The sequence below is a fragment of the Hathewaya limosa genome, from assembly GCF_030815255.1.
In the GTDB taxonomy this organism is placed as follows: domain Bacteria; phylum Bacillota; class Clostridia; order Clostridiales; family Clostridiaceae; genus Hathewaya; species Hathewaya limosa.
In genome coordinates this window covers 1-16,041 of record NZ_JAUSWN010000035.1, presented here as the reverse complement: position 1 = coordinate 16,041, position 16,041 = coordinate 1, and the positions used below count along the sequence as shown (strand labels likewise).

Sequence of the window (16,041 nt, the reverse complement as noted above, 5' to 3'; positions counted from 1 at the left end):
AAAGCAGCTTCCCTAGTTAAGAAAGTACAAGCAGATCTTGTTAAGACAGAAATTGAAAGTTTTGATTTTAAAACTTTATAATTTATAATAAAAAAACCTGGCTAAAAGCTAGGTTTTTTTATTCCTAACGCCTTCAAAAATGGACACCTTGTCACACTTCGTGTAACTCCTTCCATTTTTTCAGTTGTTAATATAACACCTAGGGTGGACAAGCCTTGGAATACATTGGCTTATATGAAAGACTGCATTTGTGTGGCTACGCTTTTTGCCACACAACAGGCGAAAATATAAAGTCATAAGTATGGAAAGGCTTGTCCACCCTTGTTTTTAAGCCCAGTGGACTTGACCTATATGAATGCCGTTACGAATTCCTGAGTTAAGCATGAATATAGGCATGTCCACTGGGCGAAGCGTTCCATCGGGTACCCAAAAAAGGACTTGTAGAATCTTAAGAAAACTTATGCTATAGGTGGCTTGAAGACTTGAAAGACACATAGAGCTATAGCTTTCTAAGATAAAACAAGGAACTCTTTCTGGGTGATGGGGTTTAACGCCAAAATCATTATTAATAAAAAAGTTCGTAACGTAAAATTTAAATGATAAATTAGGTATACCAGTATAAGTAACTCTCTTATATATTTTTATTTCTTATAATAATGATTTTAAATTACGATATGTTATAATTTAAATAAAATTAACTATTAAACTTTTCAAATCCAAAACATTACTTTTTCCCAATATTTGAATTAAGAAGGACCTAGAGTTTTCTCTAGGTCTATTTTTTCTATTTTGTTTGGACTAGCTTATGAGTATCTTTTAACTGATATGCTTGTCCAAACATTCCTTTTAAAAAGCCCCTATGACACAAAGGGAATACTAGAGGCTACCTTTGTATGATAGGGGCTTTACGTGAATACTTGGAGCGGATAAGTAAAAATGTATAAGCATTTTATCTAAATACCTATCTATAAAAGAAATGCTAAGTTAGACTAATCTATTATGCTTGTCCATTTTATCCTAAAATATTAAACATTCTGTGAAACCCTTTCAATAGGTGATGAAGCAGTTTTTGGAACTTTTTCAATAGAACATGAGGGAAAATCTTGTCCCAATCGTTTTAATAAGTTTACACTTAAATCTTGTATAGGATATATTCCTTCTATTTGTTGTAAATATACTTGTGACATATATATTTCTGGGGCTACAAATATGTATACTCCAAACTTTCTAATAGTCTTAGCCTTCTCTTCAGTTAAATCAGTACCAAGTGTTATTGTCATAAACACATCTATATCAATTTCTTTATCCTTTAAATTTACATATTGTTTATATCTTTCACGTAATGTTTTTTTTGCAGAAATCCCAAATTTCAAACCATCTAACTCAAATTTGAAATCGTTTTCTATACTTCCAATATCCTCATGTTGAAATCTTTGTATTTTGTTTTCTTCTATACCTATTTTTAAAAGCAAATCATATATATCATCTTCATAAGTAGCCCCGCCTTTTGTAGTTGAAGATTGTTTCATACTTTCATTTATTATTGGACAAAATGAATTAAAAACATTTATCTTATTTGTATTTAAAAGATCTATTGATTGCTTAAACACACAATCTGTATTATATAAATTATTTATTTCGATTGAAATAATTCGATTTATAAGTACTCTTTGAACATATACCGGCATAACATTTATATTATCGTATTCCAATGTTAAAGGAATAGCATTAGACTTTATATTTTCACTTTGTTCTTTAATCCTAGATGTAATAGTAGGTTTTATTTTTAAAAGTTTTAATGCAATCAAAAATACATATGGATCAATAGATGTTCCCCAAGGTACTATAATTCTTTCATATTCTTCAAACTTAGATATTTCATTACCTTTACTAAAAACATTTTCTTCTATATAATTTAATATTTTAGATTTAATTTTATTACAATTGTTATAAGGATTTTCTAATTCTTTCTCCAATATATCTATAAGATTAGATCTGTGTATTTCACTAATTTTATAGGTATTTCCATACATTCTTTTTATATATGTATATAACATTGTTTCATAATATAAATCTGGACATCTACGTAATAAATTCATATTATAATTCCCCCTTTAATATATCTTTTTAACCTCTTGTAAACTCCTTAATCTATTTAAATTCAAACCTTTGTAAAAACATTTTCCTGAATAAAATATATACTATCCCCTAAATACAAATTCTCAAATGTACCTTTGTAAATCCATTATAAAAATTCAAATTTTCTCCTCTTAAATCAGTCTTTAATCTTTTAAAATATTAGATTTTCAAATAATAATATAGATTGATAATATAATTATTATAAATCTATATTATCATTAATTAAATAAATAAAAAAATATATTATAGAAAATAACTTTGCTTATAATATATTTTTTACAAATAAACTCTTTATTATAAAAATTACATTTTTATAATAATCCTGTTTTTTTCATGAAATTTAGCATCTTTTCAGCTACAGCTTCTATAACTGGAACTGATACTGAATTTCCAAATTGCTTATATGCTTGTGAATCCGATACTGGTATTATAAATTGTTCTGGAAATCCTTGTAGCCTAGCACATTCTCTCGGAGTTAATTTTCTAGGATTTTTATTTATGCCTTGATCTATCAACGCTTCACTACCATCTTTATAATATCTTGCACTTATTGTATTAGTATATTTACTATCATGATTAAAGACTGAAAACCCAAATCCATTTCCTTTCTTCTTATGCATTTCTTTTCTTTTTAAATGTCCTTCATATAACTTATCTGAAATTGTATATTTTTCATCTACATTACTTTCTAAAATATCACCAACTGTAATCTTCTTATTACTTGGTTTAGGAAATTGAAATTCAATATTAGTTTTCCTCATCTTTTCTTCATTAAAACCAACTATTATTATTCTCTCTCTATTTTGTGGAACTCCAAAATCAACAGATCTTAAAACCTTTGAATATACAACATATCCTAATTCCTTAAGAGTATTTTCAATAACTTGAAAAGTATTTCCATGATCATGACCTTTTAACTGTTTTACATTTTCCAACATAAATGCTTTTGGCTTTTTTGCTTTTATTATACGAGCTATATCAAAAAAAAGAGTTCCTCTAGTATCATTAAATCCTTTTTTTAGACCTGCATTAGAAAAAGGTTGACAAGGAAACCCTGCTAATAAAATATCATGATTAGGTATATCATTTTCACATACTTGCGTTATATCTCCATATGGCTCTTCTCCATAATTAATTCTATAAGTTTTTTGAGCAAATTTATCCCATTCAGATGAAAAAACTGTATATGCCCCAAACTTACTAAATCCTAATCTAATTCCGCCTATTCCTGCAAAAAGATCTATTATCCTAAACTTACCCTCTAAAGGATTTTTAAAAGGTGGTTCAATTGGAAAATCTATTATACGTTTCAATTGTTGCTCATTAGGTCTTTCTTCTCCATTTTCCCATGCTTTAATTAACGAATTTCCATTTTTAGGTAAACCCAATGCATCTGCAAACTCTTTCCTCGTTATATCCAACTCATTTCTTTTCTTCAAAATAAACAAAGCAATATCTTGATTATTTGAAAGATCATATGTAGTACTTAACAATTTTACTATCAACTTAATTCCTCCTATGTAAACTAATATTATATAAATCCTAATATCAAATAGTTTTTTATTTTATTATATCTTAGTGAAGAAAAAACAGAACACATGCTAAGCCCTATAATTTAATAGGGTATCTTTTTAACCTATTTTTTACATAAATTCTGTTATTTTCTTTAAATTAACTTCTTATATCACTCTTTTACTAGTTTCCTTAGTAAGTCTACCCTATCTAAAACCTTAAGTTCAAGAAATTTTTTTATTTTATTATTTATATATTAACCAAATTAAGCCCTATAATTTAATATTGACATTTTTCATGTTTATACTTTTTACATAAATATCAATATTTGATTTATATTAACTCTTTATATCACTCTTTTACTAGTTTCCTTACTACGGAAACTCTATCTAAAGCCTTAAATTCAAGATATTTTTTATTTTATTATTTATATATTAACTAAATTAAGCTCTATCATTTAATAGTTACATTTTTTACGCCTATATATTTTACATAAATTATATTATTTACTTTATATTAACTTCTTATAACATTTCTTTACTGTTCTAATACATATATTAACCATCTATAAAACATTTATTTGATTGCATACCCTTCTTTTAGATTACTTATTATTCCAATCTAACCCAAAGTTCAAGAATTTCATTAAATTTATTTATTTTATTATGTAAATATAGAAATAAAAACCAAGTTACAATATATAATAGAACAGTTTTGTCCCAATGTTCTTAAATAATTTTCATTATTTTCTTTGTAGTAATCTCTTATAATTCTTTTTTGATAATTTACTTAGTAAGTTTAACCTATATAAAACTTAAAAGCTCTTAAATTTTATAATTTATTTGTTATTTTATTTTGTATAAAAAAACCTGAATACTGTCTATAATGTAATTAAGTAGGCACTATAGGTGAGAAAGTAAGGGAGGTAGAAACCTAGACTAAGCCCTATAATTTAATAGGACTCTTTTTGACCCCCCAACAATATGGGAATTATCTTTTATTTTCCTATAAGCTCTTGTTACTAGTTCGATAATAATTTTAAGTTCCTCTGCAATATCCTTTTTAGTAAGTCCGTCTTCTCTTAGTTTCTTTAGTACGTCTACTCTATGTAAAAGTTCTTGTTGCTTAGGGCTTAGTAAGTAAGCCATTTTTAGACATACAGCGAGAAGAAAGAAAAGAGTAAGGAAAAAAGAACTCCAGGCTAAGCCCTATAATTTAATATGAATGTTTTTTGTCGGGTTATTTTTTTACAGTTATTCTATTTTTTACTTACCATTTAATTTTCCATATGCTCTTTGTACTGCTCTAACACTTATATTAAGCATTTGTGCAATTTCTGTTTGCTTGTATCCCTCTTCTTTTAGTTTCTTTATTACTTCTAGCCTATCTAAAAGTTCTTGCTGCTTTTTAGTAAGTCCTTTTTCATTTCTTCGTTGTTTTTTAAATTTGTCTTTATTATAATTATTATTTCTTCTTTTAACTTCTTTCTCACTAATTATAGTTTGTAGCTTTCTCATTTCCTCTTCTAAAATAACTAATAGAGCTATAAGAGATTTATTTGTATAGTTATATCCTAAGAATTTATATATCTCTTTTTTCTTTTTAACCTTTTCCATTTCTTCTTTAGTTAAAATTCTGCCCTTTAAATTGAAATCATTTAAAAGCCATTCTTCATATGCTTTTTCTGCCTGTCTAGTTTGACTTCTAACAGTCTTTTCATCTAAAGGTAATACAAATCCTTTGTTAAACTCTAAAGTGTCCTGTAATGCCTTTTCTGTATCTTGTGTAAAACAACAAGAATAATATCTATATAAAAAGCACATTATTTCCCTTTGACCTGTTTCGCTTAAAGTACCATCTTCACTCCTACATAGACCACCCCTTACATCTTGAAGGGTTACTATATCACAAAGCCTTGCATAATGAAGAGAGTATACATTAAACATTTTAACTATTTTAGGCTTTCTACCCCTTCTTTTATAACATGGATTTTCAACATAAGGGGTAAGGCTTGGCATATACTCTTCTTGAATTTCACGAAGAGAATATTTATATTCTGCATTATAAATTAAAAGCTCTACAGGTTTTTTACTCTTTTGATTTATGGACCCTGAAAGTCTCATAACTCTTGCTGCATCTATTGATTTAGGGTCTGCCCCTACCTCTTCAAGTTCGTTTAATAAGAACTTTTGAACTGCATTCCAAAGAGGAAGTACCTTATAAGGAACAGGTTCTATAAGCCAGTAAATTGCAAGCCCTCTTCCTGTAATTACAATCAAACTAGCATCTGGAACTTTTATTTTAAAATACTCATCATCTAAAAGAAAAATTATTTGTTCAGGTGAAAGATCTCTAAGCTTTTCAATATTATAATAATCTACATCTATAAATAAACTATTTAATTTTCGTACATTCTCAATTCTCCTAGAAGGCTTATAAAAACTATTAGGAGACATATATAAATTAATATCTTTAATACTTAGAAGCTTGTCTACATTTTCTTCAAGCTCTTCCCTTTTATAATGGTATTGGTACCATGCACCTTTATCTTTAACAGCAACAGTAACATATCCATCATCATTTTTATGAATTTCATTTATTTGAGCCCTGGCCATTGAAACTCTACTTCCATCTGCAGTAACTTTTATATCGCTATTATTTATATCTCTTAAAACATCTTCTATATAATCTTGTAATTTAAGCTGCTGTGAATACAAAAAGCCCTCCTATCTAAAAAGTTCTTTAAACAGGAAAGCTTTATACTCTACATCTTTAAAACTATTTATTATTGACTATAAGCAATAAATATATTAGAATTAATATATATTTTAATAGATATAAAGAAAACTTTCCTATGAATTTAGAAAATTTCTTACTCTAAATTAGAACCTTTTTATTTTATTTGGAAAGATTTTTCAAGATGGTAACTCTTGGATGAAGCGGCCAAACTTCTGGATCCAAGAGTTTTTGCTTTATATGCACTCATCTTGAAATATCTCTTATGTTATTGTAAATTATTGTAAACAATTGTAATATACTTGATTATATTGTACTTTGAAATCAATGAAAATTCAATATATCTTAGATTATTTCTCATCTATTACCATAAAAAGATTTAACTTTAAGCTTTTAATTTTTCTTTGAATACTTTTTCATAATATTAACTTTACAATAACAAAAAATAAACATAGGCAAAATTATAATTTTACCTATGTTTATTTTTTATTGAAAAACTTAAAAATACATTTATTATAACTTTATAACCTTATCTACTATATCTAAAATCATATCATTATGAGTTATAATAATTATTATACAATCTTTCTTTATATCATTTAAAATGCTTTTTAATACAATGATACTTTCCTGATCTAAAGCCGAAATAGGTTCATCTAAAATTAAAACTTCTGGATTTTTTAATATGGCTCTAATCTCTGCTATTTTCTGTTTTTCTCCACCAGAAATATTAGAAAAATTAGTATTCAAATTATCTTCATTTTTATTACTTATAAATTTACTTATATTCATACTATCACATAGAGAATGTAATTTTTTATCTTCATAACCCTCTAAATCATAAACTAGGTTATTTACTATAGAATCCTTTGCCAAGTTAGGTTCTTGTTCAACTATACCCATTAATTTTCTTCTAATATCATAAATATTTAAATCCTTAATGTTGATATGATTATAATAAATTTCACCCTTATAGTCATATCTTAGTCCAGTAATTAAATCTATTAATGTACTTTTACCCTTACCATTCTGTCCCTCTATGCAATATACATTTCCTTTCTCAAACATAAAATTAAAATTTTTAACAATAAAATTTTTTCCGTAATTAAATGTTAAGTCTTTTATACATATAGAATCAATTGATTCTATAAATTTTTGTCCATTATGTTCCTCTTTTATGTTAATTATATCCATAATCCTGTCATACGCTACAATAGAACTTTGATATTGTTCTCCAAAACTTAATATAAATCTAACCCATTCCAATAACATTAAAAAATAACTATTTAATATAATAAAATCCCCTATTGACATTTTATTATTAATAATTTGCCTTCCTCCATACATAACTAGAAAAACTATACAAACATACTTAAATAAATTGCCAATAGCATTATATAAACTAGTTATCTTAGTATATCTAATAGCGTTTTTATAAAAAGAACTAAAATTTTCTTTTATCTCATTATTTAATTTTTTAAACCATGAATGTCTCTTTATTGATTTAATTATACTAAATTGATCATTCACTTTAGAAAAAAATTTATTCTGAGATTCTTGTAACTCATATCCATTTTTATAAATTATTTTTTTAAATACAGTATATATAATAAAATTTATTATTAATATTATTATTATTGATACAGAGAACCATAAGTTAATATTATACGTAAAGAAAATTAAGATTATTACACAAGCAAGTTGTAGAAATAATTCTACAGTACTATTAGTAACAAACTTTACAATTAAACCAACATCTTGATTTATTCTTTGATTTAGATACACTGTATCTAAATCTCTAAAATAATCTATTGGTAATCTTTTTAAATGTTCTACTATAGAATCTATAATATTAAAAGATAATTGTGACGATAGCTTTATTCCTATCATTTCTCTACTATATATAGAAACTAATTCAATAAATGCTATCAATATAATACCTTTACTATAATTTAAAACCATATCTACAGATTTATTTAGAATCATACTATCTATGAATTTACCTAATATATATGGAATAAAAAAACTTGTAAACTTAATTATTGTAGAAAACATACAAAATAATATTATATATATCTTATAATTTTTTAAATATTTCTTAATAAATTTAAATATATTCATATGCTTTTCTCTTAACTACATTTATATATATATTTAAGTAGATCTTTATAACTAAGTTTATTAAATGAACATTTAGGTATATTTCCATTTTGCAAGCGTTTAAATGCACATGATCCTTGACACATAGGTAAAAACTCGCATTTAGTGCACACATCTGGGTAATCCAATGATAGCCATTGTAGCCATTTTCCATTTAACATTAAAGTTTTTCTAACATTTCCAACACAGTATTCCTTAAACCCTAATGCATTCCAGCAGGTATATATATCACCTTCTGCATCAATAACAAGAGAATTTTTAGTTATAGCGCCACAACTCATTATCTTATTTCCTGAAAAAAGCTTATCGAAACAATGAGTATATCCTAAATTATATAATTTTTCATATACATTTTTTAATAGTTCAGCAAATTCTATCGCATTAAAACATTTCGAATCACTTATCCTACATTCTTCTGTTGATTTTTCTATTGGCCCAAAATAAAATCTAACTTTATCATCTTTACCCCACTTTTTCTCCAAAACAAAAAAGTCAATTAATTTATTAACTTCTTTCTCATTATTTTTATCTACATTAACTCTTATAGATATAGGTATTTTATTTTTTATACTATCTATATTATTTACTATAATATCAAAACTACTTTCTCCATTTTTTAATATTCTTCTTTTATTATGAGTATTTCTTAAACCATCTATAGTAATCTGTGCATGTGTTAATTTACATTCACTTTCTAATATAGTCGCTGTCTTAGAATCTAATAATATTCCATTAGTTACAATAGAAGATTTATATTCAATTTGTTTTTTGTCACAAATTTTTATAAATTCTTTTGATAATTGTCTAATTGTTTCAAGCTCTAATAATGGTTCTCCACCAAACCAAACTACTTCAAAAAACTCAGCATCCTTTATAAATCCTTCTATAAATTTTATAAGTATTTTTTTGGTTTCATCACTCATACCTTTTCTATCTCTTTTATTTTCAAAACAATATGGACAGGCCATATTACAAGCTAAGGTGGGGGCAATAGTTAGATGTCTTTGTCTTGTAGAAGAATACCTAGCAAGCTTCTCTCTTACTTTTAATAATTGAAACTCATCTAAATCCTCTTCAACTATAAAACCTTGCTTTACCATTAATTCAATAAGTTCTTTGTACTCATTATCTAAATTATTAACTTCTACATTCTCAATATCATTATAAAAACTCACATTATTGTTTTGGAGAACACCAAATGCACATGTAAATGTATTAAATAAAAGTATATTTCCATTCTCAAGTTTATCTATGATAATATTATATTTTGATTTTTTATATTTCATATTTTTTCTCCCCTAAAAAAGGATCAAAAAATAACTTTTGATCCTTTTTTGATTATTTCTAATTAATAAACAACGCAAGTAAAGCAAATTTGACAACTATGAGTTCCTCTAGTTACTTCTTTTCCTTCTCTTATAATTTCCATATTTTCACCCCCAAATTTAGAATAACTAAATTATAAAACGTTATTTCTAAATTTTCAATATATTCTAACTTTTGTTTTTAAAAACTATTTACTTCAAATTTCTACAAAAACATATTTAAATATTACTCGGAAATAATCATAATTTATTTGAAAAACAAGTATTCTCCCTACTTGTATACAGAAAATACTTTTCACCTATATTGATATTAAAATTAAACATTTCTATAAAATTTATTATATAAATTTAGTAGATTGTAAAAAACTTAAAATAATCTTTATCAATTCTAAAATCTATATTGTACTGGTTATTTATTGAAACACATATGAATATAACCTTAACTTCATCAATAATATAATTATTTTTTCTTTTAATGTGTTTATTTATTTTTTGAATACTTGTCCATAAACTCCATTAATGCCATACTGTAAAGGTCTTGCATCTTAAATTCGCTATACTCTTCTTTGCAGAATTTAATCCAATTATCATTTATATTTTTATAAACCTTTATTAACCTATTTGTGGGTTCTCCTTTAAATTTACCTTTATCTAATTCAAGTTTTGGAAGTTCTATATCAACAATACTTTTGCTTTTGTTATACTCTTGTATAACCTCTTTTAACTGCTCTTTCATTTCAAGCAATTCTTTTATATTATCTAACATCTCTTCACTTATACTTTTGTTATGCTTTTGTTTTACTTTTGTTATATTTTCATTTTGCAATTGTATATCTTTACTTATACACTCATTATGCTTTTGTATATTTTCTATTTTATTCTCTTCTAAATTATCTATTATACTTTTGTTATGCTTTTGCATAACTTTTGTTATACTTTTATTTTGCTTTTGTATAACTTCTTTATCTATATCTTGTTTTTCATATTGTCTCGAATCAAAATTATACTTAAAATTATTTTTATTACATCTGGTTATAAAGGTACTTTTATTTATATTTAAATTTTTACATAGTTTAGTTACACTTGTTTTTTTATCTCTTTTAAGTTCTCTATTTATGAATTTAACTTGCTCTTCAATGGCTAATTCACTAAATGTTTTCATACTCCTCCCACCTTATACTTATATATAACTTTTGCAAAAGTTTTGTATAAGTTATATATAACTTTTGTATAAGTATAACATTCTATATAAAAAAATTTTTCCCTCTATGCTTAAAACAAAAAGGTAGGATAACTTGAAAAAACAAAATATCCTACCTTTTAACTTATATATGTAACGATCTATTTGGCTAAATTATAATCTTTTATAATAATTACTTTTCAAACTTTTTTATATACTTAGATAAAACCCATCCGTCTCTTTCTTCACCACAACTTTTATCAAAGAAATTTATTTTTACCCATTCTTTTCTTTTATCAATAACTTCTATAACATCTGCAATATTTAATTTATATATAACTCTACCTTTTATTTTATTGGTGTTTCTTACTTGTAATCCTTTTTTATTAACATATCTAAGTCGTTTATAAATTTCTTTATTGTCACTTTTTTCTCTTTGATCTTTTATTTCTACTTTTACCATTTGAATAACTTGTTTAGGTTTTTCATTTATGTGATTATAATACACATTTTTACCTATAAGCATTAAAAAAGTACATATCATAGTAGATAAAACCTGTAGTAAAACATCATTTATAAATTTTTTAATTCCTTTATCCTTAAGAATCTCTTTTTGATTATTATTTATATCCGTTAATAATAAAATTATCTGATTTAACGGATTTTGATCCTTAGTTTTATTGTTTTGTTCCTCTAACTTAGAATTTATTATCTCTTCTATATCTTTTAAATTAATCTTATTATGTGTATCCGTATCATTATAATCAATATCCTGAGACATAGAAACTACTTCGTCTAAATCTTCCTCATTTATTTCTAAATTATCTAAATCAAATTTTGAATTAGATATTATCTGTTCACTAATTTTTTTACTTAACTTTATTCCATCTTCTCCTATGTAATTCTGTATTTTAGGTAAATTAAATTTACTTAGTTTGTCACTTATACTATTAATATTTTCTAAAGTATACGCTAATTGTATAGAAAGTTGTTTTGAGAATATTAGTGATGACATATTAGATAAATTTTTTACTATGCTACTTAAATTATTATATCCACCAATATAATTAGCTATATGAATAAGTTCGCCATCAATACTCTTTGCTGCTATTGCTGTGCTACATAAGTTACTACACTCATTCATTACTGAACCAATCCCATTTAAATTATTAATCATATTAGTTTGTTGAACTATCCTACTTATATTTGGCATATTATTTACTACTTTAGCTATTTGTTGTACATTCCTTGACATCTGATCTAACTTATAATAACTTGTTTTTTTCTTACTCATATTATTTTCCTCTTTTCCCCCTAATTAACTTTAAATAAAATTATAACACTTTTATAAAACAATTTATAAACTTAGAATAGCACTTTAAATAACATGTTAAACTCAAATTAATATAATAAAATTATTAAATTTGTTCTTCACTAGACATAACAATGATTATATCTATCTACATTTTTCACTTAAATTTTACACAAATAGCTAAAATTAACATAGAAATTACACCTAATTTTATAAGCAAATCTATTCTTATATAACTCTTTTGTTTATTACTAAACTTTTTATACTTCTTATTTTCTTTTTTTACTATTAAATCCTTATCCATTTTAAATTCTCTCCTATCTATTTATATTGTTTATTAATAACTATAACCAAGACTACAATAATTAAGCCTTCCCCCTATGATGATTTATTTCTAATAAAATGGTATTATATACTTATATACATTTTATTACTTTAAAGTGTTAAAGTTTTTAAAGGTGGTGTTTTGTTGGAGGAAATTATTCTGAAAGCTAAAACAGGAGATAAAAAATCTATAAACCTAATTATTAAAAAATATAAATTTTATATTTTTAAAAAAGCTAGAACTTATCATATTCCTGAGTACAACTTTGAAGATCTAGTACAACATGGCTATCTTTCTGTTATTAACGCAATACATATGTATAAACCTAATAGTAATTCTTATAATGGATATTTCTTAGCTGCAATAGATTTAAATTTTAAGGCTCTACTAAAAGATGAAATAAAACATTTTAGGGAATTTCAAGATAAAGATATACTAGAGCGAAAAGATTATTACGCCTTTACCTTAGAAGATGAAATTATAGCCTATGATGAGGTGAAAAAATTATATAAAGCTTTGGATAAACTTAATTCCATAGAACGTGAAATATTAGAAAGACATTATATAAATGAAGAGAGCTACAAGGAAATAGCATGTACTCTAGATATTAAATACAATAGAATTATTTATCTAAAAGATAACGCTTTTAAAAAGTTAAAGAATCTTATTTAAATTATTATAAATTTATAAAGCATAACAACCCATTTTACGCTTTATAAAACATCAAGGATAAAATATACTAGCACTTACATAAAAAAGTCTTAAATCCTAAAATAAACACACTCAAAAAATAAAACTTAGATTTTTCTAAAAGAATTCCATAGTTTATCTAAGGCTAGCCTATTTTTACGTATCCGCTCCATGTATTCACGTAACGCTACCTATCACACAAGGTTATAAATAAAATAGTATTCCCCTAGTGTCATAGGTAGCTCCAAGGATAAAATGGACAGGCTTTACATAGAAATAAAGTTTAGAAGAGACACTTTATTTTCTTCGCTATATAAAGCTAGTCCATTTTTATATATCCGCTCTAAAGAGCGTGTCCTAAAGCATAAGGAAACCTTATGCTTTTATATTTTTATAAATGTTTTTTGCGACCTTTTTGAACTTTTTTATTTTTTACAATCTAATATAAATTAATTTTTTGTTTCTTTTCATTTTTCCATTTCTAAAAACCGTCCTTACTCCATGTAAAAAACTAATTTTTCTATTCTTGTCGTATTTGTCATTTATATAATTTATTTTATTTTTATATAATTCCATGGTGATATTACTGTTATTGCTATACCTAATTTAGCACTTTTCTTTAAAGATCTTTTCTCTGCCACGAAACCCCAACACCCCAAAATAGTTCCTTGTATTGCTAAGAAAACTAAAGGCTATAAGTGTCTTTCACTGCTTCAAGCCCCTTGTAGCCTAAGTTTGCTTAAGCCCTTCAAGTCCTTTTTGTGGTACCCGTTGGCGTGGGGTCTTTGGACTTGCCTTTTCAGTATCCCACCCACCCCCACATACTTTCAAGGCAGGTCCAAAGGGCGGCCAGTGGACATGCTCCTAGCTATAGCTCACTACTCCCGCACTCGTAACGGCTATGCTACAAGACAAGTCCATTGGCCTCTAAAACAAGGGTGGACAAGCCTTATCCTCATTATAAATTTGTTTCCGCCTGTTGTGTGGCAAGGAGTTTAGCCACACAAATGCAGTCTCTCACAAATTTACACTGGTCAAAGGCTTGTCCACCCTAGGAATTTTTCTTTTTAAAAACCTTTTGCTTTTTCATATATAAGTGTAGTAGGAATTTTTCTTTTTAAAAACCTTTTGCTTTTTCATATATAAGTGTAGGAGGTGATCTTATGGAAAATGAACTTTTCAAACTTGCTTCATCCCAAGGTATCTGGGCAGCTTTAAGTGTAGGATTAATATTCTATATTCTAAAAGCCCAGGAGCGAAGAGATCTAAAGCAAGAAAAAAGAGAAGAAAATTACCAAAACATTATATCTAGTCTAAGTGCCAAACTAGATACCATGCATGAGATAAAAAAAGACGTGAAAGACGTTAAAAATGCAGTAGTAAAGATTTAAAATGGCTTATAAAAAATTAGTTAATAAAACAAGACTTGCATTTAAATTCAAATTAGGCGTAGACCACAAAGGCAATGATATTTTTAAAAATTTTTATATCTATGGTATTAGCGAAAAAGCCCCTGATAATGAAATTACTAAGATTGCAGATTTTATAAATGAAAATTTTTTACCATATCCTAATAACACAAAAATCAAGCTAAAAGTTGATTATATCTATATTAAGGAGAATGAAGAGAATGAGTAAATGCCTAGTTTTAAATTTTAAAAATACCAATGATAAAAAAGTTAATATATATATTCCCCATGTAAAGGCCAATGTATCTAAAGATACAATTATTCATTGTATGGAACTTATATATAACTCTAAAAACCTCTTTGAAGTACCACTTAAAGAATGTTGTGGTGCTTTCTATATTAAAGGAAAAAACAATTATATTAATGCTTTGGAAGATGATTTTCAAGATATTTTTATTTAAAAACCATAATAAATTATTTAATTATGGTTTTTAAAAGAAAAAAATAAAAAGGAGTGAGGAAAATTAATATTATAGAAACCAATTTAAAGTTTAGAAATCTTTCCTATAGGAAGAAAACAAATCTTATAGTGTTGCATCATATGGAACACCCTACATGGACTGTTTATGATGCACATAATTATCATAAAAATACTTTAGGCTGGGCAGGTATTGGTTACCATTTTGTAGTTAATAAGAACGGAAGAATATATCGTGGTAGACCAGAAGGAGCTATCGGAGCTCATGCCTATGGCAACAATAATACAAGCATTGGAATATGTGCCCAAGGTAACTTTATGAAAGAAGTTATGCCAGAGGCTCAAAGAAAAGCAATTATTGATGTATGCAAATACCTACTCGGTAAATATACCGTAGGGTCTGTTAAAGGACATAAAGAAATTAATTCCACTAATTGTCCTGGTGTGCTCTACCCCCTATATAATATTAAGCTAGCCTTAAACAAACCCAGTAATAGTACCACATCTACTAAAACCTATACGGTGAAAAAAGGTGATACTCTATGGGGTATTTCAAGAAGATTTAATACAACAGTACAAAGTTTAAAACTGAAAAATGGACTTGTATCGGACTTAATATACCCTAATCAAGTATTGAAAATATAAATTTAAAAATTTTTTTCAAAAAAACCTTTGAAGTTCATATATACAGTTGAAAGGAGTTGATAAGAATGGCAATAGAAAATGTAGTTATTAAAACTAAATTAAAAATTGAGTACACAGATGGCTATAATGA

Annotated in this window: 14 protein-coding genes; 5 read left to right on the top strand and 9 right to left on the bottom strand. The window is 25.9% G+C overall.

The window, feature by feature from the left end; translation table 11 throughout:
- Window positions 1-1,025: 1,025 nt before the first annotated feature.
- From QOZ93_RS13395 to QOZ93_RS13355, 9 genes are all read right to left on the bottom strand, one after another.
- On the bottom strand, window positions 1,026-2,099 hold the full coding sequence (locus QOZ93_RS13395; RefSeq protein WP_307357280.1) for a hypothetical protein: 1,074 nt from the start codon (window positions 2,097-2,099) through the stop codon (window positions 1,026-1,028).
- Between the two features lie 351 nt (window positions 2,100-2,450).
- Entirely contained in the window at window positions 2,451-3,644 is a 1,194-nt protein-coding gene (gene dcm, locus QOZ93_RS13390) for a DNA (cytosine-5-)-methyltransferase (protein ID WP_307357278.1), read from the bottom strand.
- A gap of 945 nt (window positions 3,645-4,589) precedes the next feature.
- A complete protein-coding gene (locus QOZ93_RS13385) occupies window positions 4,590-4,799 on the bottom strand; it encodes a hypothetical protein (protein WP_307357275.1) in 210 nt (69 codons plus the stop codon).
- Window positions 4,800-4,916: 117 nt separating this feature from the next.
- Window positions 4,917-6,368 (bottom strand): helix-turn-helix transcriptional regulator, encoded by a 1,452-nt coding sequence (locus tag QOZ93_RS13380; protein WP_307357273.1) that lies wholly within the window; start codon window positions 6,366-6,368, stop codon window positions 4,917-4,919.
- A 532-nt stretch (window positions 6,369-6,900) separates the two neighbouring features.
- Window positions 6,901-8,508, bottom strand: a complete 1,608-nt coding sequence (locus tag QOZ93_RS13375) for an ABC transporter transmembrane domain-containing protein (RefSeq protein WP_307357270.1) — start codon at window positions 8,506-8,508, stop codon at window positions 6,901-6,903.
- A gap of 11 nt (window positions 8,509-8,519) precedes the next feature.
- A complete protein-coding gene (locus QOZ93_RS13370) occupies window positions 8,520-9,833 on the bottom strand; it encodes a radical SAM/SPASM domain-containing protein (protein WP_307357268.1) in 1,314 nt (437 codons plus the stop codon).
- 520 nt (window positions 9,834-10,353) lie between these two features.
- Complete coding sequence (locus QOZ93_RS13365) at window positions 10,354-11,034, bottom strand: hypothetical protein (protein WP_307357266.1); 681 nt, start codon at window positions 11,032-11,034, stop codon at window positions 10,354-10,356.
- A 211-nt stretch (window positions 11,035-11,245) separates the two neighbouring features.
- Entirely contained in the window at window positions 11,246-12,346 is a 1,101-nt protein-coding gene (locus tag QOZ93_RS13360; protein ID WP_307357264.1) for an SH3 domain-containing protein, read from the bottom strand.
- A gap of 175 nt (window positions 12,347-12,521) precedes the next feature.
- Window positions 12,522-12,668, bottom strand: coding sequence for a hypothetical protein (locus QOZ93_RS13355; RefSeq protein ID WP_307357261.1), 147 nt, complete (start codon window positions 12,666-12,668; stop codon window positions 12,522-12,524).
- 165 nt (window positions 12,669-12,833) lie between these two features.
- On the opposite strand from QOZ93_RS13355, the gene QOZ93_RS13350 reads away from it, so the two are divergent.
- The 5 genes from QOZ93_RS13350 to QOZ93_RS13330 all read left to right on the top strand — a co-directional run bounded on the left by QOZ93_RS13350 (window position 12,834) and on the right by QOZ93_RS13330 (window position 15,911).
- The gene (locus QOZ93_RS13350) at window positions 12,834-13,361 is read left to right on the top strand and encodes a sigma-70 family RNA polymerase sigma factor (RefSeq protein WP_307357259.1); all 528 of its coding nucleotides are present in this window, start codon (window positions 12,834-12,836) and stop codon (window positions 13,359-13,361) included.
- Between the two features lie 1,181 nt (window positions 13,362-14,542).
- Entirely contained in the window at window positions 14,543-14,770 is a 228-nt protein-coding gene (locus QOZ93_RS13345; RefSeq protein WP_111944634.1) for a BhlA/UviB family holin-like peptide, read from the top strand.
- Window position 14,771: 1 nt separating this feature from the next.
- Window positions 14,772-15,017 carry a DUF1659 domain-containing protein gene (locus QOZ93_RS13340; protein ID WP_307357256.1) on the top strand — a complete coding sequence of 82 codons (246 nt, stop codon included), beginning with the start codon at window positions 14,772-14,774 and terminating at the stop codon, window positions 15,015-15,017.
- Complete coding sequence (locus QOZ93_RS13335; protein ID WP_307357253.1) at window positions 15,010-15,249, top strand: DUF2922 domain-containing protein; 240 nt, start codon at window positions 15,010-15,012, stop codon at window positions 15,247-15,249. Before QOZ93_RS13340 ends, QOZ93_RS13335 begins: the two co-directional genes overlap by 8 nt.
- Before the next feature lie 53 nt (window positions 15,250-15,302).
- Window positions 15,303-15,911 (top strand): N-acetylmuramoyl-L-alanine amidase, encoded by a 609-nt coding sequence (locus tag QOZ93_RS13330; protein WP_307357250.1) that lies wholly within the window; start codon window positions 15,303-15,305, stop codon window positions 15,909-15,911.
- Window positions 15,912-16,041 lie beyond the last annotated feature (130 nt).

What these genes read in the sequence shown, in the direction of transcription:
- QOZ93_RS13370 (WP_307357268.1), bottom strand. Translation starts at nt 9,833, where the DNA reads ATGAAATATAAAAAATCAAAATATAATATTATCATAGATAAACTTGAG.
- QOZ93_RS13385 (WP_307357275.1), bottom strand. Translation starts at nt 4,799, where the DNA reads ATGGCTTACTTACTAAGCCCTAAGCAACAAGAACTTTTACATAGAGTA.
- QOZ93_RS13395 (WP_307357280.1), bottom strand. Translation starts at nt 2,099, where the DNA reads ATGAATTTATTACGTAGATGTCCAGATTTATATTATGAAACAATGTTA.
- QOZ93_RS13365 (WP_307357266.1), bottom strand. Translation starts at nt 11,034, where the DNA reads ATGAAAACATTTAGTGAATTAGCCATTGAAGAGCAAGTTAAATTCATA.
- QOZ93_RS13355 (WP_307357261.1), bottom strand. Translation starts at nt 12,668, where the DNA reads ATGGATAAGGATTTAATAGTAAAAAAAGAAAATAAGAAGTATAAAAAG.
- QOZ93_RS13335 (WP_307357253.1), top strand. Translation starts at nt 15,010, where the DNA reads ATGAGTAAATGCCTAGTTTTAAATTTTAAAAATACCAATGATAAAAAA.
- QOZ93_RS13375 (WP_307357270.1), bottom strand. Translation starts at nt 8,508, where the DNA reads ATGAATATATTTAAATTTATTAAGAAATATTTAAAAAATTATAAGATA.
- QOZ93_RS13340 (WP_307357256.1), top strand. Translation starts at nt 14,772, where the DNA reads ATGGCTTATAAAAAATTAGTTAATAAAACAAGACTTGCATTTAAATTC.
- QOZ93_RS13345 (WP_111944634.1), top strand. Translation starts at nt 14,543, where the DNA reads ATGGAAAATGAACTTTTCAAACTTGCTTCATCCCAAGGTATCTGGGCA.
- QOZ93_RS13360 (WP_307357264.1), bottom strand. Translation starts at nt 12,346, where the DNA reads ATGAGTAAGAAAAAAACAAGTTATTATAAGTTAGATCAGATGTCAAGG.